The organism is Nitrospirota bacterium (assembly GCA_040756155.1).
In the GTDB taxonomy this organism is placed as follows: Bacteria; Nitrospirota; Thermodesulfovibrionia; order JACRGW01; family JBFLZU01; genus JBFLZU01.
Genome location: JBFLZU010000076.1, coordinates 1 through 18,983 on the forward strand (window position 1 = coordinate 1; position 18,983 = coordinate 18,983).

22 protein-coding genes and 2 pseudogenes are annotated in these 18,983 nt (G+C 40.5%); 4 read left to right on the plus strand and 20 right to left on the minus strand.

Annotated elements, in window-relative coordinates; all coding sequences use genetic code 11:
- Positions 1-62: 62 nt before the first annotated feature.
- From AB1488_07610 to AB1488_07625, 4 genes are read left to right on the plus strand one after another with little or no spacing between them, the layout of a single operon-like run.
- Positions 63-1,145 carry an ATP-dependent 6-phosphofructokinase gene (locus AB1488_07610; protein ID MEW6409964.1) on the plus strand — a complete coding sequence of 361 codons (1,083 nt, stop codon included), beginning with the start codon at positions 63-65 and terminating at the stop codon, positions 1,143-1,145.
- A gap of 9 nt (positions 1,146-1,154) precedes the next feature.
- Positions 1,155-2,150 (plus strand): ABC transporter ATP-binding protein, encoded by a 996-nt coding sequence (locus AB1488_07615; protein MEW6409965.1) that lies wholly within the window; start codon positions 1,155-1,157, stop codon positions 2,148-2,150.
- Positions 2,117-3,112: an oligopeptide/dipeptide ABC transporter ATP-binding protein gene (locus AB1488_07620; GenBank protein MEW6409966.1), complete on the plus strand. Its 996-nt coding sequence runs from the start codon at positions 2,117-2,119 to the stop codon at positions 3,110-3,112. Before AB1488_07615 ends, AB1488_07620 begins: the two co-directional genes overlap by 34 nt.
- A 21-nt stretch (positions 3,113-3,133) precedes the next feature.
- Positions 3,134-4,108: an ATP-binding cassette domain-containing protein gene (locus AB1488_07625; protein ID MEW6409967.1), complete on the plus strand. Its 975-nt coding sequence runs from the start codon at positions 3,134-3,136 to the stop codon at positions 4,106-4,108.
- Here AB1488_07625 and AB1488_07630 read toward each other — a convergent pair whose 3' ends face one another.
- From AB1488_07630 to AB1488_07725, 20 genes and pseudogenes are all read right to left on the minus strand, one after another.
- Complete coding sequence (locus tag AB1488_07630) at positions 4,109-4,549, minus strand: hypothetical protein (protein ID MEW6409968.1); 441 nt, start codon at positions 4,547-4,549, stop codon at positions 4,109-4,111. It lies immediately after the preceding gene.
- 79 nt (positions 4,550-4,628) lie between these two features.
- Positions 4,629-4,907, minus strand: a complete 279-nt coding sequence (locus AB1488_07635) for a bacteriophage holin (GenBank protein ID MEW6409969.1) — start codon at positions 4,905-4,907, stop codon at positions 4,629-4,631.
- A gap of 216 nt (positions 4,908-5,123) precedes the next feature.
- Complete coding sequence (gene rsmI, locus AB1488_07640; protein ID MEW6409970.1) at positions 5,124-5,966, minus strand: 16S rRNA (cytidine(1402)-2'-O)-methyltransferase; 843 nt, start codon at positions 5,964-5,966, stop codon at positions 5,124-5,126.
- Positions 5,963-6,253 carry a hypothetical protein gene (locus AB1488_07645; GenBank protein ID MEW6409971.1) on the minus strand — a complete coding sequence of 97 codons (291 nt, stop codon included), beginning with the start codon at positions 6,251-6,253 and terminating at the stop codon, positions 5,963-5,965. Before AB1488_07645 ends, rsmI begins: the two co-directional genes overlap by 4 nt.
- 12 nt (positions 6,254-6,265) lie before the next feature.
- Positions 6,266-8,008: an NAD+ synthase gene (locus AB1488_07650; protein MEW6409972.1), complete on the minus strand. Its 1,743-nt coding sequence runs from the start codon at positions 8,006-8,008 to the stop codon at positions 6,266-6,268.
- Positions 8,008-9,201, minus strand: a complete 1,194-nt coding sequence (gene larC, locus AB1488_07655) for a nickel pincer cofactor biosynthesis protein LarC (protein MEW6409973.1) — start codon at positions 9,199-9,201, stop codon at positions 8,008-8,010. The genes AB1488_07650 and larC overlap by 1 nt, the downstream gene beginning before the upstream one ends.
- A gap of 46 nt (positions 9,202-9,247) precedes the next feature.
- The gene (locus AB1488_07660) at positions 9,248-9,484 is read right to left on the minus strand and encodes a DUF167 domain-containing protein (protein ID MEW6409974.1); all 237 of its coding nucleotides are present in this window, start codon (positions 9,482-9,484) and stop codon (positions 9,248-9,250) included.
- Between the two features lie 268 nt (positions 9,485-9,752).
- Positions 9,753-9,908: a hypothetical protein gene (locus tag AB1488_07665; protein ID MEW6409975.1), complete on the minus strand. Its 156-nt coding sequence runs from the start codon at positions 9,906-9,908 to the stop codon at positions 9,753-9,755.
- Complete coding sequence (locus AB1488_07670; protein MEW6409976.1) at positions 9,905-10,441, minus strand: nucleotidyltransferase domain-containing protein; 537 nt, start codon at positions 10,439-10,441, stop codon at positions 9,905-9,907. Before AB1488_07670 ends, AB1488_07665 begins: the two co-directional genes overlap by 4 nt.
- A gap of 256 nt (positions 10,442-10,697) precedes the next feature.
- Positions 10,698-13,193, minus strand: coding sequence for a DEAD/DEAH box helicase family protein (locus AB1488_07675; protein MEW6409977.1), 2,496 nt, complete (start codon positions 13,191-13,193; stop codon positions 10,698-10,700).
- 10 nt (positions 13,194-13,203) lie between these two features.
- A pseudogene (locus tag AB1488_07680) lies at positions 13,204-13,617 on the minus strand (putative toxin-antitoxin system toxin component, PIN family).
- Between the two features lie 16 nt (positions 13,618-13,633).
- Positions 13,634-13,813 (minus strand): hypothetical protein, encoded by a 180-nt coding sequence (locus tag AB1488_07685; protein ID MEW6409978.1) that lies wholly within the window; start codon positions 13,811-13,813, stop codon positions 13,634-13,636.
- A gap of 128 nt (positions 13,814-13,941) precedes the next feature.
- Complete coding sequence (locus AB1488_07690; GenBank protein ID MEW6409979.1) at positions 13,942-14,301, minus strand: hypothetical protein; 360 nt, start codon at positions 14,299-14,301, stop codon at positions 13,942-13,944.
- On the minus strand, positions 14,298-14,822 hold the full coding sequence (locus AB1488_07695; GenBank protein MEW6409980.1) for a hypothetical protein: 525 nt from the start codon (positions 14,820-14,822) through the stop codon (positions 14,298-14,300). Before AB1488_07695 ends, AB1488_07690 begins: the two co-directional genes overlap by 4 nt.
- Positions 14,822-15,562, minus strand: a complete 741-nt coding sequence (locus AB1488_07700; GenBank protein ID MEW6409981.1) for a TIGR04255 family protein — start codon at positions 15,560-15,562, stop codon at positions 14,822-14,824. The genes AB1488_07695 and AB1488_07700 overlap by 1 nt, the downstream gene beginning before the upstream one ends.
- A 1-nt stretch (position 15,563) precedes the next feature.
- Positions 15,564-17,336, minus strand: a complete 1,773-nt coding sequence (locus AB1488_07705) for a site-specific DNA-methyltransferase (GenBank protein ID MEW6409982.1) — start codon at positions 17,334-17,336, stop codon at positions 15,564-15,566.
- The gene (locus tag AB1488_07710; GenBank protein MEW6409983.1) at positions 17,323-17,517 is read right to left on the minus strand and encodes a hypothetical protein; all 195 of its coding nucleotides are present in this window, start codon (positions 17,515-17,517) and stop codon (positions 17,323-17,325) included. Before AB1488_07710 ends, AB1488_07705 begins: the two co-directional genes overlap by 14 nt.
- On the minus strand, positions 17,507-17,971 hold the full coding sequence (locus AB1488_07715) for a HEPN domain-containing protein (protein ID MEW6409984.1): 465 nt from the start codon (positions 17,969-17,971) through the stop codon (positions 17,507-17,509). Before AB1488_07715 ends, AB1488_07710 begins: the two co-directional genes overlap by 11 nt.
- Positions 17,961-18,533 (minus strand): nucleotidyltransferase domain-containing protein, encoded by a 573-nt coding sequence (locus AB1488_07720; GenBank protein ID MEW6409985.1) that lies wholly within the window; start codon positions 18,531-18,533, stop codon positions 17,961-17,963. The genes AB1488_07715 and AB1488_07720 overlap by 11 nt, the downstream gene beginning before the upstream one ends.
- Positions 18,534-18,590: 57 nt before the next feature.
- Positions 18,591-18,878: pseudogene (locus AB1488_07725) on the minus strand (JAB domain-containing protein).
- Between the last annotated feature and the right edge of the window lie 105 nt (positions 18,879-18,983).

Here is an 18,983-nt window from a genome sequence, read left to right on the forward strand (position 1 = left end):
GAACTGCTTGACAATCGGTTTTAAAATCAATAAGATTTAATAAATCATTAAGGTAGCAGAAAATGAAGATAGCAATACTTACAGGTGGAGGTGATTGTCCCGGGCTCAATGCCGTAATCAGAGCGGTTGTAAGGGCTGCAACAAGATTTGGATGGGTGGTTCTTGGTGTGGAGGATGGCTTTGAAGGGCTGATCCTGCCAAACAAGATCAGGGTAATGACACCATGGAATACGCGGGGTATCCTCCATATCGGTGGAACGATACTTGGAACCACAAACAGGGGAAATCCTTTCGATTATAGGACAATCGAGAATGGAAAAGTAATAGCACGGGATATGTCAAGAACCGTGCTTGAGACCCTCAGGGCTTATGAGATAGAGGCACTGATCGTTGTTGGTGGAGATGGGTCATTGAGTATAGCACAGAGATTATACGAGATGGGGGTGGCGCTAGTCGGTGTTCCCAAGACCATTGATAACGACCTCTCAGCAACCGATGTCACATTCGGATTTGACACAGCAGTAAATACCGCTATGGAGGCACTCGATAAACTCCACTCTACTGCAGAAAGCCATCACAGGGCGATGGTCCTTGAGGTGATGGGGAGGAACGCAGGGTGGATAGCTGTTGAGGCAGGGCTGGCAGGGAGTGCAGATGTAATACTCATACCTGAGATACCATTTAAGATGGAAAAGGTGATTGAAAAGATAGAGGATAGAAATAAGAAGGGATACAAGTTCAGCATCATTGTAGTTGCTGAAGGTGCAAGACCAGAGGGTGGTGAGGTATCCACCGTGAAGTATAGACTCGGTGTGCTCGATGCCTATGAGAGACTCGGAGGCATCGGTTCAAAGGTTGGTAGGGCGATCGAAGATAGACTGGATGTTGAAGTAAGGGTAACTGTTCTCGGGCACATCCAGAGGGGTGGCTCTCCAACAGCCTTTGACAGGATACTTGCTACAAGGTTTGGAACAGAGGCAGTTACGCTTATTGAACAGAAAAGATTCGGAGAGATGGTCTGCCTCAGTGGCGGGGAGATAAAAACAGTGCTGATAAAAGAGGCAATTGGTAGATTAAGAACAGTTCCTCCTGATGGACAGCTCGTAACCTCTGCAGAGTCCATTGGTATTTCCTTTGGTCGATGACTCATAGAGATGGCTCATAGAGAAGATAAAGTGTCACAATTCCTCCTCGAGATCAAAGACCTGAAAACCTATTTTTACTCACCTGATGGTATCATCAAGGCAGTAGATGGCGTAAGTCTCAGTGTAGATAGGGGTAACATCATTGGTATAGCAGGCGAATCGGGCTGTGGTAAGTCTGTCACTGCTCTTTCTATCATGCGGATACTCCAGATGCCGCCTGCAAAGATAGTCTCTGGAAATATATACTTCAAAGGAGAAGACCTTTTAAGACTACCAGAGGAGCAGATGCGTAGCATCAGAGGCGCACAGATATCAATGGTATTTCAGGAGCCAATGACATCTCTAAATCCTGTCCTTACGATTGGCTATCAGATTGCAGAAAGCATAAGGACTCATCTGAAGGCTTCTAAAAAGGAATCTATGCAACGCGTAGTTGAAACACTGAGGGCTGTGGGTATGCCGTCCCCTGAAGAACGCATCAATGAATATCCACACCAGATGAGTGGAGGAATGAGGCAGAGGGCAATGATAGCAATGGCACTCTCATGCAATCCATTGCTACTAATAGCAGATGAGCCAACTACCGCACTGGATGTTACCATTCAGGCACAGATACTCGAATTACTTAACACGATAAGAGCTAAGTATGGAACATCTATTATTATAATTACTCATGACCTCGGTATAATAGCAGAGGTAACAGACAGGGTAGCAATTATGTATGCAGGGCGAATCGTTGAAAAGGCATCAACAGAGGAGATATTTCTCAATCCTAAGCACCCATACACCCTTGGACTCCTTGAGTCGATTCCCAAAAAACAGGATACGAGGCTAAGACCAATACCTGGCACAATTCCCAACCCCCTTGATCTTCCCGTTGGATGTAAATTTCAACCAAGATGCATCTATTCTATAGATATCTGCGAAGAAGAGCCATCACCCAGTGTGGTCAGAGAAGGACATATAGTTAGATGCTACCGTTGGAAGGAAATAGGAACATGCTGAGTCTTCTTTCTGTAAAAGGACTGAGAAAATGGTTTCCTCTGAGGACAGGAATTTTTGAGAAGAAAAGGTTTGTCCGTGCAATTGATTGCATAGACTTTGATATAAATAAAGGAGAGGTATTAGCACTCGTTGGTGAGAGCGGATGTGGTAAAACTACGGTAGGTCGCACAATTCTGAGGCTTATCGAACCAGATAGTGGAAGCATTGTATTTGAAGATGAAGATATACTGAAGGTTGACAGAACACAACTGAGGATTTTGAGAAAGAGAATGCAGATAATCTTTCAGGATCCATTCGCCTCACTCAATCCGAGAAAGAGGATAATAGATACGGTTGGAGAACCACTAATAATCCACAATATTGCGAAAGGAAACCAGCTAAAAGAAAGGGTAGTAATGCTTCTTGAGAGGGTGGGACTTTCCGCTGAAGCCCTTTATCGCTATCCACATGAATTCAGTGGTGGACAGAGGCAGAGAATAGGCATAGCAAGGGCTATAGCGGTAGAGCCATCATTTATTGTAGCGGATGAACCATTATCTGCACTCGATGTATCCATACAGGCACAGATATTGAATCTGCTTCAGGATATAAAAGAATCATCAGGGCTTTCATTCTTGTTTATTTCACACGACTTAAGGGTAGTCAGACATTTCAGTAACAGGGTTGCTGTGATGTATCTTGGAAGTATTGTGGAGTTAGTGGATTCAGAAGAATTCTTTGCTAACCCACTACATCCCTATTCCAGAGCCCTTATCTCTGCTGTACCTGAACCAGTGCCACAGAAGAAAAAGGAAAGGATAGTGCTTGAGGGTGATGTGCCATCAGCAACCGATATGCCTGCTGGATGCAGGTTTCACACCAGATGCCCGAGGCGATTTGAGCCATGTGATAAGACTGAGCCAGCAATGATTGAGGAGGGTAGGGGACACAAGGTAGCCTGCCACCTGTATGGCAAACAGTGAACATTGGATAGGGGAAAAGTTATGGCTGCTATTGAAGTCACAGAACTGACCAAGCGATTTAATAACCTCACCGCTGTTGATCATATCTCGTTTACTGTAGAAAGTGGCGAGGTCTTTGGTTTTCTCGGACCGAATGGGGCAGGGAAGACAACAACAATAAACATCCTCTGCACACTCCTTTTACCAACATCAGGCAGGGCACTGGTAAATAACCACGACTGTATAAAAGAGCCTGCAAAGGTAAGATCCGCTATAGGGCTTGTCTTTCAGGATACAACACTTGACACGGGACTCACAGCATACGAAAACCTGAGATTTCATGGGTACCTCTACAATATGGATAAAAAGACTATCGGAAAGAGGGTCGATGAGATGCTCAGGCTTGTGGAACTCACTGACAGAAAGGATGATATCGTCAAGAAATTCTCTGGTGGTATGAAAAGAAGGCTCGAGATAGCAAGAGGTCTGCTACATTACCCTAAGGTTCTCTTCCTTGATGAGCCAACCCTCGGACTTGATCCACAGACAAGAAATCTCATCTGGGAATTTGTTTTTGAACTCCGCAAAAAAGAAAATGTAACCATCTTTATGACCACACACTACATGGAAGAGGCTGAAGGGTGTGATCGTATTGCCATAATTGATCATGGGAAAATCATTGCCCTCGGGAGCCCTGCTGGGCTTAAGAAGATGCTTAGAGGCGATATCGTGAGACTTAAGACTTATGACAATAAACTGGCATTGGAGGAAATTCAGGAAAGGTTCGGGTATCAAACAACAGAAGAAGATGGAACAATTCGCATCGTAGTAGATGAGGGTGATAGGTTTATACCCATACTTATAAAGGAAATGACCCAGAAGATAATATCAGTGAGCCTGCAGGAACCAACACTTAACGATGTCTTTCTACACCTCACAGGAAGAACTATAAGGATAGAAGAGACATCGGACTCGGATGCAATGAAGGACTGGGTAAGACAATACAGAAGACACTGATTACAGAGTAACTCCAAAGGCTATTGCTACTCCACTCAATATCAGCATAAACCAGTGAAATATGCTCAGTCTCCTGAATGCCTTCTCTGGTGCGGTCTGTTGTGATACAAGTATTTTCATAAGGTGCTTTTCAGCGCCAAATAGTAAGATAAAGAATGTAAGCCATACAATGACCTTGAATGCAAGCATCAGATGATAAATACCCACAAAGGTCTCCAGCCCACCCCTTCTGAAAAAGAGCATAAGTCCTGTTATCCCTGCAATAATCACATATATCTTTGCGAGTTTTGAAAACCTCTGCTCCACACCTAAAAATACTTGCACCTTTGCTATTGGATTCTCAATTCTCTGTATGGCTGGAAATACTACCATCGTTGCAAATCCAACACCACCAATCCATAACACTACAGAGAGCAGATGAATAATCAAAAGAATATCCATTATGCCTTTATACCTCCTTATTTTAATCTATTATAAATTATTATGCATTGAGTATGATTTACCTCATATATTTGATTTTCTATCTCCGTGTCAACTTATTGTATATTAATCCTACAAGTCCACCAGCTATGAATCCGTCAATAAAGCCGTAGATAAGACCGAGAAAACTCCTCGCAGGTGTTATCTTGTAGCCTGGGTAGATTGATACAGCAAGGACTTCTAAAAACTCCTTTGCATACCCCGTGTAATAAGAGATAAATGTGGTTATAAATATCGAGCCTCCCCAGACGATACCGATAGCAATTCCGAGAGACAGCGGGCTTAGTCTGGTTCGCGTAACTTCTTTTTCTTCAGACATACTAATCACCCCTTTAATTTTCCATTTAACTTTTTGGTTCTTATCCAAATTAGTTGCTAAATAGGGTTCAATGATACCCTGATTTAAAATTAAAAATCAAAGATTAAAAATCAAAAATACAGATTAAAATTCAAAAATTTTTACATTTTGATTTGTCATCTTACATTTTGACTTTTGCATTTTGATTTTTATTTCTTAAACCCCTCAATTCATCGACTAAACTGAAGGTGATTCACTTTTTATTACTCTCCTATAGACCTCCTTCTTAGGTATCCCAAACCTCTTTGCAACTATTGATATAGCCTCTTTCTTAGAGATCCCTTCCTCCGTCATCACACGGTTTACCTCTCCTGATACATTAATATCAACAGGTGTTTCTCTTTTCTGTCCTTCTAACACAATAACAATCTCTCCCTTGATGGTTCTTTTGGTAATATCATCAAGTATCTCAGAGACCTTTCCCCGCATCACCTCTTCATGTATCTTTGTTAGTTCCCTTATGGCTGCTACCCTGCGGTCGCCAAGGACTTCAATAATATCCTTTAGTGTTTCAATTATGCGATGCGGAGATTCATAAAAGATTATTGTCCTTCTCTCGTCAGCAAGCCCTTTGAGTTTATTTTTTTTCTGAGCCTCTTTGCTGGGGAGAAACCCTTCGAACACAAACGAATCAGTTGGAAGTCCAGAGATAGAAAGTGCTGTTATCACCGCAGAAGGGCCGGGAATAGGTATAACCTTAATCCCCGCCTCTATTGCCTTATTTATAAGGTAGTAGCCAGGGTCAGATATACCAGGAGTCCCTGCATCCGAGACAAGGGCAACAGAAATGCCTGACTTTAGCCGTTCTATCAGATATAATGCCTGCTTTATCTTATTGTGGTCATGATAACTTACAAGGTGTTTCTTTGCTATACCGTAGTGTGTGAGCAGTTTTCTTGTCTGCCTTGTGTCCTCAGCAGCAATTATTCCTACCTCTTTGAGAATCCTCAGCGCCCTGAGTGTGATGTCTTCAAGGTTACCGATAGGGGTGGCTACTATATAAAGTGATGATTGAGTCACTCCATCCTTAGCCCTTTTCTCAATCGTTTATCCACCTTGAGTATTTCATCTACATCCTCTCCGCTTATCTCCCAGGTATAGTCATCCTTTGCACCCCGCTTGAGTTTTATCTTCACGGGTTTTACAGGTTTAATCTGCTGGATCTCTGGGAGTTGCTGCATGGTTGTGGTAACTACGTGTTTGCTGGACGAAGACGATGGTTGAGAGGTTGCGTTTATCCGTAAAAATACAAAGACTGAAACTGCAACAAAAACAAGAGCAATAATTACCACAATATACCGCTTCATCTTAAATCTCCATCAATAGCTCTTATATCTGTTTGTTATCGGGAATCTCCTGTCCTTCCCCAGTGCCCTTGGTGTGATCTTTATGCCAGGAGGTGACTGTCTTCTTTTATATTCACTTCTATCCACCATGTGTATTACCTTTCTGACTGTCTCTTCAGCAAATCCCGTATCTATCATCTCTTCAAAACTCCTGTCTTCTTCAACATACGCCTTAAGTATCGGATCGAGGATATGATATGGAGGCAGTGTATCTGAGTCCTTCTGTCCTGTCCTGAGTTCTGCAGTAGGCTCCTTCTCTATAATCCGTTCAGGGATTACCGCCTTCTTTCCGGTAGAATTTCTGTATCTGCATAGTTCATAGACCATTGTCTTAGGGACATCCTTTATTACTGCAAATCCACCTGCCATGTCTCCATAGAGGGTTGCGTAACCCACGCTCATCTCACTTTTATTACCTGTGGTAAGCACAAGCCAGCCAAATTTATTCGAAAACGCCATAAGTATGTTCCCACGAATCCTTGCCTGAAGGTTTTCTTCAGTTACATCAGGGATCATTCCCTTAAAGTGGGTGGCGAGGGTATCAAGGTATTTATTGAATGGTTCATTTATAGGTATCTCTTTTACCTTTATACCGAGGTTTTTTGCAACCTGAAATGCATCCTCTATGCTCTCTTTGGATGTATAAGGCGATGGCATAAGTAATCCTACTACCCTATCTGCACCGAGTACATCAACCGCAATTGCTGCAACAAGGGATGAATCTACACCACCGCTCAATCCAATAAGGACATTATCAAAGCCATTTTTTCTAACATAGTCCTTTGTTCCAAGTAGAAGGGCATGGTAAATCTCTTCCATTAATAACATCTGAGGGATCTTCCTTTCTGAAAGTTGGGGTTTCTTTGAATAATCGGATGTCTTTGATACTGGTATCCGTCTTACATCAGGTGGACATTCCCTCTCAAAAACAAGTCTTTCTTTACGTCTTCTCGGGTCGTGAAGCCTCTGTCTTAACACAGAGTCTGCATTTATATCTACTATCACCATATCCTCTTCAAACTGTTTTCCTCTTGAAATAAGTTCTCCTCCCTGATCAAATATAAGGCTGTGACCATCGAATACAAGTTCATCCTGGCCACCGACCATATTCACATATGCTACTATCACCGTGTTATCAGATGCCCTTGTAGATAGCATCTCCTCTCGCTGTTTTCCTTTACCTGCATGGTATGGCGAGGCATTGATATTAATTATGACCTCTGCACCTGAGAGTGCCATGATATTGACAGGTCCCTCAGGATGCCATATATCCTCACATATACTCACACCGACAGTAACATCTCGAACTACAAAGACTGAATAGCCACATCCTTCTTGAAAATACCTCTGCTCGTCAAATACCCCATAGTTTGGGAGATACATCTTATGATGAGCACCTTTGAGTTGTCCGTTATACATGAGGGCAGCGGCGTTAAAAATCTCGTTATCCCTGTTAACAAACCCAACTACTGCGGTTATATCCTGCGTCTCTTTCTCTATATCTCTGAGACAGCGAAGGTTATCCTGTATAAACTGTGGATTTAAAAGCAGATCCTCAGGTGGATAGCCTGTAATTGCAAGTTCAGGGAAGGCGATAAGGTCAACACCGAGCTTCCTGGCTTCATAGATATTTTCGATTATCTTTTTTGTATTACCTTCTAAATCACCAACGGTTGTATTTATCTGGGCTAATGCTATCCTCAACCTTCTCATCATTATTTCCCCCTCTTTCTTTTACTTAAGGCTGACCGTCTTGCTGATTCTGCAACCTCATGTATTACATCCTTGAGAGGGATACCCTTCTCCATAGCAATCCTGCGGCAGTCTTCATATTCAGGTGAGATGTTGAATATCTTTCCGTCCTTTCCACTTATCTTCACCCCTGCTTTACCGAATGGGGTTTCAACTTCATTTATATAACGGCTGAGTTTTCTCCTCGGCGTAACAGATAGCCTTACCCCTGTGGTCGTTGTCTCCTTAAATATCAAATCTATCACCTTCTGCATCGCCTGCCTTTCCATGATGACGCTTAACATCTGGGCAGGCCTTCCCTTCTTCATTATTATTGGTGTTAGAAATACATCGAGTGCACCTTCATTAAATAACCTTTCCATAAGGTAATCATAAACCTGTGGATTTAAATCGTCAATATTTGTCTCAATGACGACTACTTCATCGTCTTCGTAGCCTTCAGAAAATTCTCCTATGAATACCCTCAGGAGGTTTGGATGCCCTTCAATCTCTTTGCTTCCAGCCCCATAACCTATTTTTTCTATTTTTATCAGAGGAAGTGGTAAGAAACCCTCAGACAGTGTGCTTATTATTGCTGCACCTGTAGGGGTTGTTAGTTCAAAGTCAGTATCTGTGGAAAATACAGGTATACCTTTAAGAAGTTCCGCTGTTGCAGGTGCAGGAACAGGGAGTAAACCATGTTCTGTCTTAACAAGCCCCTTCCCTATGTTTACTGGGGATACATGTATCTTCTCGGCGCCGAGGATACCAAAGCCAATTATTGAACCTACTATATCAATGATTGCATCGAGTGCACCGATTTCATGAAAGTGGACATTATTAATGCTTGCCCCATGAACCCTTGCCTCTGCTTCAGCGAGCCTGCGAAAGACAGAGATGCTCTGCTCCTTGACTGTATCATTTAGATCGCTTTTATTTATAATATCCTCTATATCCTTAAGCCTCCTCGGAGGCTGTGGAGTATCAATCCTGACATTTACCTTTGTGCCACTGGTCCCTTTTCTTTTGACCTTTGATGCATCAATCTTATATCCCTGCAGGCGTAAGGAAGCCAACCCATCTTTTAAAGATTTTAGAGGGAGTCCTGCATCCACCAATGCACCGAGTATCATATCCCCGCTTATGCCAGAGAAACAGTCAAAATATGCTATCCGCATTAGCGCGCCTCCTGTATAGTTTGATTTGCTATATTAGTGCTTTTTATTATACCTGAGATTCTGAAAAATTTTTTATTTCAACAATCTTTTGTTTTGACTTCATACCGGACAAAATAGTAATTTGAGATTTGGAAACGCCAAAATATTCAGAGAGTAACTCTATCACTGCCCTGTTTGCCTTGTTTTCTATGGGTTGTTCCTTAACATAAATTATATACCCGTTGACGGTTTTCTCTATTTTTTCTTGTTTTGATTTTGGTTTTACTGTGATAGAAAGTTTCATAAATTGTCCTTAAACACCTTTCATACTCTTACCTTCTGCAATATTTTAATATTCTCTCCCTATCCTCGTTTTCCTTTTCGTTCTTGGCTTTTTCTAAAAGTTCCTTCGGCCTTTTTTCGTGATTTATTAGCTGGTGGACTAATAATCCGCCGATAGATTTATCCTTCTTTTAATATTTCTTTTGCTTTTTTAAGAAATAATTCTGCTGATTCAAACAATTTTTCTGCACCTTCCCTTGACCAATGGTCATAATAATCGGCACTCTCTCTCAAACTTTTAGCAGATAGTTGCCATCATCCATACTTTTCTTACCTGCTTTTAAATCTTCATCAGCAGTTCTTAATTCTTTTCCTACTAACAATTTTCCACGGCTAAATTCTCTTATCTTTTGTTTCTTCAAACATTCCTCAAATTCAATACTCATTCTTTTTTCTCCCAAAGAACAATCCCTTGATTGACCTCACGATAAAATGTTGGCTCATTGGATTCCATCTCTATATACTTTAATGGCGAACGAATAACTATCTGAAATTTTCTTTTCAACCGCCATTTATTTATCAGATTTAATATTTCCTCTTTACTACTATTTGTTACTATAAACAGGTCTAGGTCGCTCTGTTCAGTATCTTCTCCTCGGCTACAACTACCATATAGGATAATCTTTTCACTCGTCGGTTTTAACTTTTCAAGAATAGGGTTAACCTCTAAAATATTTTTTAAAACTTTCAATTGTTTTATCACTGGGTGAGTATAATTAACCGTATAAAAAGCAATCTTACCTCTCTTTTGTCTCCCGGTTAATTTTGCTTTCCAGAGGTCTTTCAGAGCAAAATTAACCCCTGCCTTGCTAATCTTTGTACTTTTCTGGATTTCTTTTTCCAAATACTCTTTCCCAGGATGTTGGATAAGAAACCATAATATTTTTTGAGCATTAGTGTTTACCAAAATTTTTTTCATAATTCCAGTTTGTAGATTATAGTCTATTTTTTTAGACCATTGTCCAATATATTAGACAATAACTTTCTGTTTGTCAAATGCTAATTCAGATACTGCTAATTCAGATACTATCCTATCTTCACTTCTTCTCAATAAGTTCCTCAACTTCTCTTTATTTTTCCAAAAGTTCTTTTGCCCTTTTTCGTGCTTCGTGGGACTGACGGACTAAGGTAGCGATTTATTTTTCATTCGAATATTGGATCACTGATTAAAGAAATTAAATAGTTTTGTTAACTGTTTTTCTCATCTCAGTCCCTGTGGCCAAGGTTCTAAAACTATGAGCCATGTAAGTCTCAAGATCGTGTGGTTTCACTTTAAGATATTTCCAAGATTGCCCTGACAATTTTCCCACATTCTCACACCAGCGCAGGGCCTCTCTGTCTTTTATTGGTACTTCTACACCTTCCATACCCTTTGTCTCCACCAAATACATGGCCTTTTCTTCCTTCACCACAAAATCAGGTTGATAATAGCGTAAATATCCCTCATGATTGTGGTAAGGAATATGAAGCGGGTGTCTGGGAAGCATCTTTGTAAAGGCTTTCACATCATCCTTTTCATCAAGATAGCTTATAAATTCTCTTTCAAAAGCACTACGTTTCGAGTACGGCAAGGCTTCAAAGACCGCTTTTCTTACTTTTGTAACCGGTTCAGAAGTATGGAGAGGTTGCGTTTCACTTACCTTAAAGTATCTCTGAAAAGTAACAGTTTCTTCTTTTTTGGAGAGGGTATTGATCTCCTTTGAGAAAATTTCTACCAACTTCTCCCGAATTGGGATATAGTTAAGTTTCCTTGTGACCTCCAGCTTTTCACCATCCACCTTCTCATCAAAAAGGTAATTCTCTATATACTCTTTTACTTTTGGTACAAGTTCTACAAAGATACTTGATGCACCTGTTTTGGAAGTAATAGCCTTACAGATATAAGAGAGGTAGAGAGAGAAATTCTCCGTATAATCAAAGGCAAGAATCTTTTCTCTGACAATCTTCTGCTCTATTAAGTCCCTCTCCCTGTATCTTACCTTTGGTAGTTCAATCTCTGTAAATTTAAAAAGTCTTGCAGGAAGTCGTGTTATATCCAGTTCTGTTAGATTAGGCACTGTTCGGATAAGTCCTCCCTCTACAACAGGGATTTCTATATCAAATTGAATTTTCTCTGGGTTAACCATTACAAGGTTGCTCGGTTCATAAGCCCTCTTTGCAGTTGTAAAGTCAACAATCAATTCCCCTTTATCAATCTCTGCCTGCCAGAGCTGGCGGAATCGTGGATGGTCAATAACAATAAGCTTTTCCTCCCATGTGTCATCCTGAGGAGCTATCCTTCGTAAACCTCTCCCTAAGGTTTGTTCAGGCAAAACTGGAGAATCAAAAGCCCTCAGTGGAACAATCACACAGACATTCCTTACATCCCACCCTTCCTTGAGCATCATCACACTTACGATAATCTCATAAGGGTTTTCAGGACTGTCAATCTCTCTGGCTGCTTTTCTTGCCTTCTCAAGGTCTTTTTTAGTAATGACGCCTTTGGTATCCGTGTGAATGACAAGAACTTTACCCTCATAACCATGCCTTTTAAAATACTCTCCCACTTTATCTGCATTCCTGGTCACATCAGCCATGATAAAAAGGATGGGTTTCTTTCCCGTATCTTTGAACTCCTTTTGAAATTCCTTAAGAATCTCTATGCCTGTGTCAATCTGGAGGCGATTCCTTTTAACAAAGTCCTTACTCAGAGATTCGGGGACATTTTCAATCTCCCCAATACGAGGACGCTTTACAATCTTATCTTTTATAGCTTCTGCAAGAGGGTAGTCGTAGATGATATGTGGAAAAAGGTTACCCTGAAGGTCCTTTGGGGTTGCAGTAAAATCTGATTGCATCACCAAACCATTGCCATTTCGTTCTTTAAGTGTTGAATCTATATGCACAATGACTTTGTTCCATTCCAGGTCATCACTGTGGACATGATGAGCCTCGTCATTTAAGACCATAAGGTCATCATAGCTTGAAAGCACTGTCCGTAAGGAATCGTAGATCGCTTCTTCTTCACGCTTTGGCTTTGGACCAAGAGCCTCATCCAGAGGGTTTACTGCTCCTTCTACATCTCTCTCATAAAGTTGCTGTATATTGGTCAGGTGAAGAATACCCCCTGCGGTTCTGGGGATAACCTCGCTCTGTTTAATAAATTGAAAATCAAAGTCCGCTTGCCACTCAGGGGGGATAAATGGAAACTCCCTGAAGACCCGATTGTCCCCAAATGCCTCTTCCAGACGGTCAAGGACGATAAGGTTAGGTGCAAGAAGCAAAAAATTACTCGAGTAGCGGATCCCGTTATTTGTGCCGAAGACCTTGTTGAAATACTGCCAGATCATGGCCAGGGTCATCACCCATGTTTTTCCTGAGCCTGTAGCCATCTTGAAGCAGTATTTAGGCCAGAGGTCTTTTGTAGGGTCAACAGGAATGCTTACGCCAAAACCCCTTGCAAGGTCGTAGAGGCTTCGGTATTTGCATATCTCATACACATAGATTAAAGCCTCAATCCCTTCCCGCTGACACTTCCAGAACTCAAACCGTGAGGCATCAGGCAGGACATGCTCTTCTTTAAACCAGAACTCAAGAAGCCTTTTGGTTACAGGGCTTACCCCATCGTAATTCTTTTCTCGCCAGGTTTGGACGGCGTGTTTGATTTTTATATCAAGGTCAATAGTCGCCATTAGATTCAGACTATTTATTAAGCCTCAGAAAGGCTCTTGGAGAAACTATCTTTAATTTGGGATCCTCTCTCTTCAATCTGGTCTTATCAATTTCAAAGAGGTCTTTATCTCCGGTGATCAAAAAATCCGCATCAGCAGCAAGGCAACATTCAAGAACCATGTTATCTTCTTCATCTCTACAAATGAACAACCTCCTTTCTGGAACTACTACCTTTGCATTAACAACAAACGAAGCAATACCAGAAAGGAGTGACCTCAATTGAACATTGGTTATCTTGCCCTCAACAGCGAGTTCAAATGGGGTATCTCTGTATTCTTTAAGTAACTGGGGAGAGACCCATATCTCTGTCTCGATAAACGCCTTTTTAATTGCTCTTTCAGGGATACCTCCAAAGACAAAGGCAGATATGAGCACGCTGGTATCAAAAACTACTCTATCTTTAAGTCTCTTCGTAGGCCTTTCTCCTTATTTTTTTAACAGCCTTCTCTATATCTTTAACTGTCAGGGTTGTTTTCCTGAAGGTTTCCCTCGCAATCTTAAGAGCAGCCTCCAACCTATCTTCCGGCGACAGCACAGAAAGGATATACTCTTCAGGACTAATCTTTGCTGTAGCTTTCATTTTAAATACCTCCTTTCAAAGTTCTTTGTGTTCTTTCATCGCAAAACCTTTGCCCCTTCATAATTCCTTTCTCGCCATGTCTGAACGGCCTGTTTGATTTTTTGGTCAAGGTCGATAACAGCCATGGTTTAAGTAATTCCCATAAGAGTTAAAATCTGCTTGGCACTAACCACCATCCGTTCGGCAAGATTCCTGTCAATCGGCCTGCTTTCGTCATAGTCAGCATCGTTTCTTGATTTTCTGAGTTTGTCAAGAATCCTGCCGATATTTTGTTCGTTTCTATCACTTGAATTCTTGTATGCATTTATTACTACCCAATGTATATTTTCACCTGACTTAGGTTTATAATTTTGATAATCCTTCTTATTTCTTGTAATACAAAAAACACCATAATAGCCTCTGCTGATAGAAGACCGTAGGCAAGATTCTTCCTCTCGACTCAGGAGTTCTTCAGCAAAATACACATAATCCTTCCAATTGAAACTCATAATGGCTCTTCCGTAATATTCAGTTTCCCTCTGGTATCTTTTATCCTATTAAGGAACCATTCCTCGGCCAGTCTATTTTCAAGCCTGATTGACTCCTCTGCACTATATGTAGACTTGATAACAATAAAGAGTTCGTCCCAGCCTTCTTCAGGGTCACGATGAAGCTCAAGATGGATAGGAAACTGTCCAAATATTCGATAGATATGGTCTGATGCTTCAAACAGAATTTCTATCAGATAATCATTAGTTAAAAGAAAATTCTTTATTTCTTTGGGATTGTCAAAAGTGTATAGATCCTCTAATTTTTCGATCAATCTTAGAGGTTGTAAGGTTTTAGAAGTTTCGGTAAGCTCTTCTGTGCTGTAGAACTCAGGGATTGAAACTGGAGCGAAAAATCCATGTCTTAAGATTAATAGTTGTTCAGGTTTTGATTCAAATCTTTCTATAGCAGGTGAAGATAGTTTAAGATACTTTGTTGAAGGAACATACCGTTTCTCGGTTGTTGCCCGTATTAATTGCATTATTTCTCCTCTTCAAAATGGCTTCTGCATTTATCAGTAATGCAAGCCTCAAAAGCATTTTCAATAGTTGTATGTGCTTTTTCAAGCCAATCGGAGGTTTGATCAAGTGGAACGCGCTCAGGTATTGCCATGATATAGTCAAGATCAAGCAACAAAGAAAGAGCATCTGGCTTTTCTGGGATTGTACTTGCGAAATTTAAAAGCAAACAATCACGTCCTTCTTCATAAGGAATCTCAACCCTGACCTGAAACGTCTCATGCATTTGCGGTAAATTAGTTGGAATGAATGGGTAATAATTAAAATAATCTGTCAATTCTATTGGGCTTTTATCGAATTCGAACTTGTTTATATATCGTAACCCTATACGCTTGAATCCTTTTGGTTTTGCAACTGTTTGATAAGCTTCCAAGTTTTTAAAAATCATGGGCTTAAAGGTATCCCATGTAGGATAAGGCTTCAAGTGATTAACCGCTAATAAATCAGGACCAATCTGGACCAACGCAGATTTATCGGGACGGAGAAACTGCATACGCTGAGACATCTCAACTTTTTGTTCTATGCCACCTTCTTTAGGTTGAAAGCCTATACCAAAACCCATCTGCTGCTGTTTTACGGGGAACTCACCACTAATCTTTTCATAAAGAAGTCCTGGAATAGTCATATCCCATGGTTGCGTGGGAATAAACTGAAACTCACACAATGCCTCCACAATAGGTGGATTACTATATTTTCTGCTCACTCTATACCTCCAGACTTATTAGTTTATTCGTATCATTCCCAAAAATATCCACCACCTTAACCAGCACCTGATATTTTCCTGTCCTCTCATAGGTATGATAGCATTTTGTTTCCAAACTCGGATGTTTTCGTGTCCTGAATGACTGCCACATGTTGTGGAAGGTGTCGTCTTTGTAGTCAAAGTCCACTGCCCAGTAGTCAATGTAATCAGTAAATTTCTTGACCTTCTCTCTCACTTCTTCAGGTAGATACTCTGGATTAGCGATAACAAAATCCTTCAGGGTAATGTTTAGGGTCTTTTTATTCAATTTATGCTCTATCTCGAGATAATTGAGGTCAAAGAACTTAACTTCTTCCCTTGTTGCATCTCTGACTTCTAAGGCTTCTCGTGGAATCTGCACCAGCCGAATCTTAACAGAATGTTCGTCACCGATTCTATCAACCAAATCATGAAGCCCCATCTCAAAATCCCAGCCGAGGATGTCCACTGACTTTACCCCTGCTACAGCACATTCTTTGACCGTCTCCCTTATTTCCCTCTCAGTTACAATAGAATCCACATCACCGATATGCACCATCCTGCCTGCTTTCTTTCCGTGAATGGTAACATAGCCCGAGATAGGTTCAGCACGGTAAAGTTTCAGAATAAAGTCAATATATCGGCTAACACCATTCTCTTTCAGTTTTGCCTTCTGGTATTTGCCAAGGTTTAAAACTTCAAAGGGCTTGCACTCTTTAATATCTAAAAGTCTTTTGCGGGTAGTGTGAATGGCAAACTTGGATAAATCAGAGCCAATCCACCGCCTGCCAAGTGTTTCAGCAACTGCAAGTGTAGTCCCTGAACCACAGAAAAAGTCGGCGACAAGGTCACCTTCATTTGAGGAGGCTTTGATGATACGCTCCAAAAGGGCTTCGGGTTTTTGGGTGTCATAGCCTAACAACTCGCTTCTATATCTTTCCGTAGCCCAAATATCAATCCACCAATCTTCTAATACCTTGCCCCTTTCTTCTAACATTTTTATTTCTTCAATTTGTTCTTCAGGAATTTGTTCTTTTCTCACTCTCCCAAATGTCTCAACTTTACCTGTATCGTGAAGACCACTTTTATGGGGTATTGTTAATTGATTAAATTTATAGCCCGACGTTTTGGAATAGAATAATAAAATATCGTGTTTTTTTGAAAAAGCCTTTGGTGTCTTTCTTGGACCAGTATAGCACCACACAATCTCATTCCTGAAATTCTCCTTCCCAAAAACCTCATCCATAATTAACTTCACATAATGCCCCACATGCCAATCAAGGTGGACATAGATAGAGCCATTATCAGCCAATAGCTCCCTCATCAATACAAGCCTGTCATACATCATTTGAAGGTATGAATCTAAGCCCCTGCCCCATGTATCCCGATAGGCTTTCTCCTCAATAACGGATGCCTCTTTTGTCCATTCCAAATCTCCGAGTTTGATGTTAATGGAAAAATCTGCCCCTGTGGCAAAGGGCGGGTCAATGTAGATAAGGGTTATCTTTCCTGCAAATTCAGGCAAAAGGGAAGTCATGATATATTTATTATCACCCCAGATGAGTTTGTTTCTCCAGAGATCATCCTTTGCCTGCTTGGTGAAGATGTCTCTTTGTGCCTTCTCTCTATCCGCTTTGCTTTCATTGATGGTCTCCACAACCTGAAAAGGAAGCACAACCCTCTCCACCTCTGTCCGCTTCCCGGGCCAATAGAGCCCTGTCTGATTGACCTCATTTGTTTTATTATTCTTTGCCATCTTCAATTATTCTATTCAAAAACAAGCTTATCAACAAGCAAAATTCATCCTCCACCAATACGAATTTTCTTTTTATAATGTCTTTCTTCAATCGCTCAATCTCAGCAAGAAGTTTTTCTTTTTCCAAATCATCTTCTTTCTTGGCAGCCATTTTAAATAATTCTTTCTCCTTAAAACCCAAACTCAGCCTGCGGGTTTTCCTTTTTAATAATGCCCTTAATCAGGTTTACAAACTTGACTGCTGTATCAAATGCATTATCAGCCTCTGTCTTGGAAATAGAGATGTCAATCTCATAGGTGAAGATATTCCGCTTCCTCCTCATCCTGTCAAAAAGTTCAACTATTTCCTTAAACTCCTTCCCTAAAAAATGGAACATGAAATCTACGACTGTTTTATGCTGGTATCCGTCAGACGGGCGGAAGCCTTTTAAGAGCATAAACGCCCTTGCTGAACGCAGCATTGCAAGATAGGCTACTGCATAGGCGATACCTTCATCAATGATTAAATTGGCCTTTGCAGTCTGCAAGTCTTTTTGGGCGCGTAGTATTAATTTTTCTGCTGATTTTAAGTCAGACCTCTGCCTTTTTATCAGTCCCTTCGCCAAATAGTCTTCTGTAAATTTCTTATAGGTCATCTTCGCTGCCCACAATAAATATCTTTGGGTTTTCAAGAAGGTCAATTGTAAATGAATTCTTTTCTTTCACCTTCTTTTTAAACTCATCTGTTGTAAATATGCTGTAATTTATTTCTCTCTTCAGAAGTTTTTCAAGTCTTCTTATCTCTCTTAATAATATGGAGTCGTCAATTTTGCCCACAATAAACAAATCAATGTCACTCCCGACAGCTTCTTCCTTTTTCGCAAAAGAGCCGTAAATAAAGGAAGCTTCAATACCTTTAATCTTGCTCAAACTCTCTTTGAGCAATCCCTGAATGCCTATGGTCTTAAATACAATGCTTTTTAATTCTTCAAATAAAGGGTATGACTTATTGAGAGAATAGTAAACCAGGTTGCCTTTTTTAGATGTTACAAAAATCCCCGCATCTTCCAATCTGGTGAGTTCCTTGCGGATCATGCTGACAGGAATATCAAGGATGCGCTCCAATTCCCTCAAGTAATATTCATTGTTAGGGTTGGTAAAGTAGAGTCTGAACAACTCTTTCCGCGTCCTTGATTTGAATATCTTTGCAATGTCCATAATTGTAATATTATTACATTACAATTGTAATATATTTATATTACATATATAACTGGCTTATATCAATCCATCTTCCTTAAAACTAAAAAATCCATTTTTTGTGATAATTATATGGTCCATAACCTCAATGCCTAAAATTTTACCACCCTCTACTAATCTTTTTGTAATCGTTAAATCATCCTCAGATGGTTCAGGGTCGCCAGAGGGATGATTGTGAGCTAAAATTACAGAGGCAGCACTGTATGAAATAGCTTCTTTAAAAACTTCTCGTGGATGCACTAAGTTGGAATTTAATGTCCCAATAGAGATAGTTGAGATACCAATAATTTTATTGCGTGTATTGATTTTCCTTATACTATGCCACTCTAAAATCTTCAGTCTATATTCAGCCATCTTTTCTTAAGACTTAAAATTTTTTCTCCCTCACCCAATTCAAACCTTACTCTAATT

Excerpts from the sequence above, each read along its gene's own strand:
- AB1488_07610 (MEW6409964.1), top strand. The coding sequence starts at position 63 with ATGAAGATAGCAATACTTACAGGTGGAGGTGATTGTCCCGGGCTCAAT.
- AB1488_07645 (MEW6409971.1), bottom strand. The coding sequence starts at position 6,253 with ATGAAGCGGTATATTGTGGTAATTATTGCTCTTGTTTTTGTTGCAGTT.
- AB1488_07625 (MEW6409967.1), top strand. The coding sequence starts at position 3,134 with ATGGCTGCTATTGAAGTCACAGAACTGACCAAGCGATTTAATAACCTC.
- AB1488_07715 (MEW6409984.1), bottom strand. The coding sequence starts at position 17,971 with ATGACCTATAAGAAATTTACAGAAGACTATTTGGCGAAGGGACTGATA.
- AB1488_07670 (MEW6409976.1), bottom strand. The coding sequence starts at position 10,441 with ATGAAAAAAATTTTGGTAAACACTAATGCTCAAAAAATATTATGGTTT.
- AB1488_07685 (MEW6409978.1), bottom strand. The coding sequence starts at position 13,813 with ATGAAAGCTACAGCAAAGATTAGTCCTGAAGAGTATATCCTTTCTGTG.
- AB1488_07650 (MEW6409972.1), bottom strand. The coding sequence starts at position 8,008 with ATGATGAGAAGGTTGAGGATAGCATTAGCCCAGATAAATACAACCGTT.
- AB1488_07665 (MEW6409975.1), bottom strand. The coding sequence starts at position 9,908 with ATGAGTATTGAATTTGAGGAATGTTTGAAGAAACAAAAGATAAGAGAA.
- AB1488_07675 (MEW6409977.1), bottom strand. The coding sequence starts at position 13,193 with ATGGCGACTATTGACCTTGATATAAAAATCAAACACGCCGTCCAAACC.
- larC (MEW6409973.1), bottom strand. The coding sequence starts at position 9,201 with ATGCGGATAGCATATTTTGACTGTTTCTCTGGCATAAGCGGGGATATG.
- AB1488_07720 (MEW6409985.1), bottom strand. The coding sequence starts at position 18,533 with ATGGACATTGCAAAGATATTCAAATCAAGGACGCGGAAAGAGTTGTTC.
- AB1488_07635 (MEW6409969.1), bottom strand. The coding sequence starts at position 4,907 with ATGTCTGAAGAAAAAGAAGTTACGCGAACCAGACTAAGCCCGCTGTCT.
- AB1488_07630 (MEW6409968.1), bottom strand. The coding sequence starts at position 4,549 with ATGGATATTCTTTTGATTATTCATCTGCTCTCTGTAGTGTTATGGATT.
- AB1488_07620 (MEW6409966.1), top strand. The coding sequence starts at position 2,117 with ATGCTACCGTTGGAAGGAAATAGGAACATGCTGAGTCTTCTTTCTGTA.
- AB1488_07690 (MEW6409979.1), bottom strand. The coding sequence starts at position 14,301 with ATGAGTTTCAATTGGAAGGATTATGTGTATTTTGCTGAAGAACTCCTG.
- AB1488_07615 (MEW6409965.1), top strand. The coding sequence starts at position 1,155 with ATGGCTCATAGAGAAGATAAAGTGTCACAATTCCTCCTCGAGATCAAA.
- AB1488_07660 (MEW6409974.1), bottom strand. The coding sequence starts at position 9,484 with ATGAAACTTTCTATCACAGTAAAACCAAAATCAAAACAAGAAAAAATA.
- AB1488_07695 (MEW6409980.1), bottom strand. The coding sequence starts at position 14,822 with ATGCAATTAATACGGGCAACAACCGAGAAACGGTATGTTCCTTCAACA.
- AB1488_07705 (MEW6409982.1), bottom strand. The coding sequence starts at position 17,336 with ATGGCAAAGAATAATAAAACAAATGAGGTCAATCAGACAGGGCTCTAT.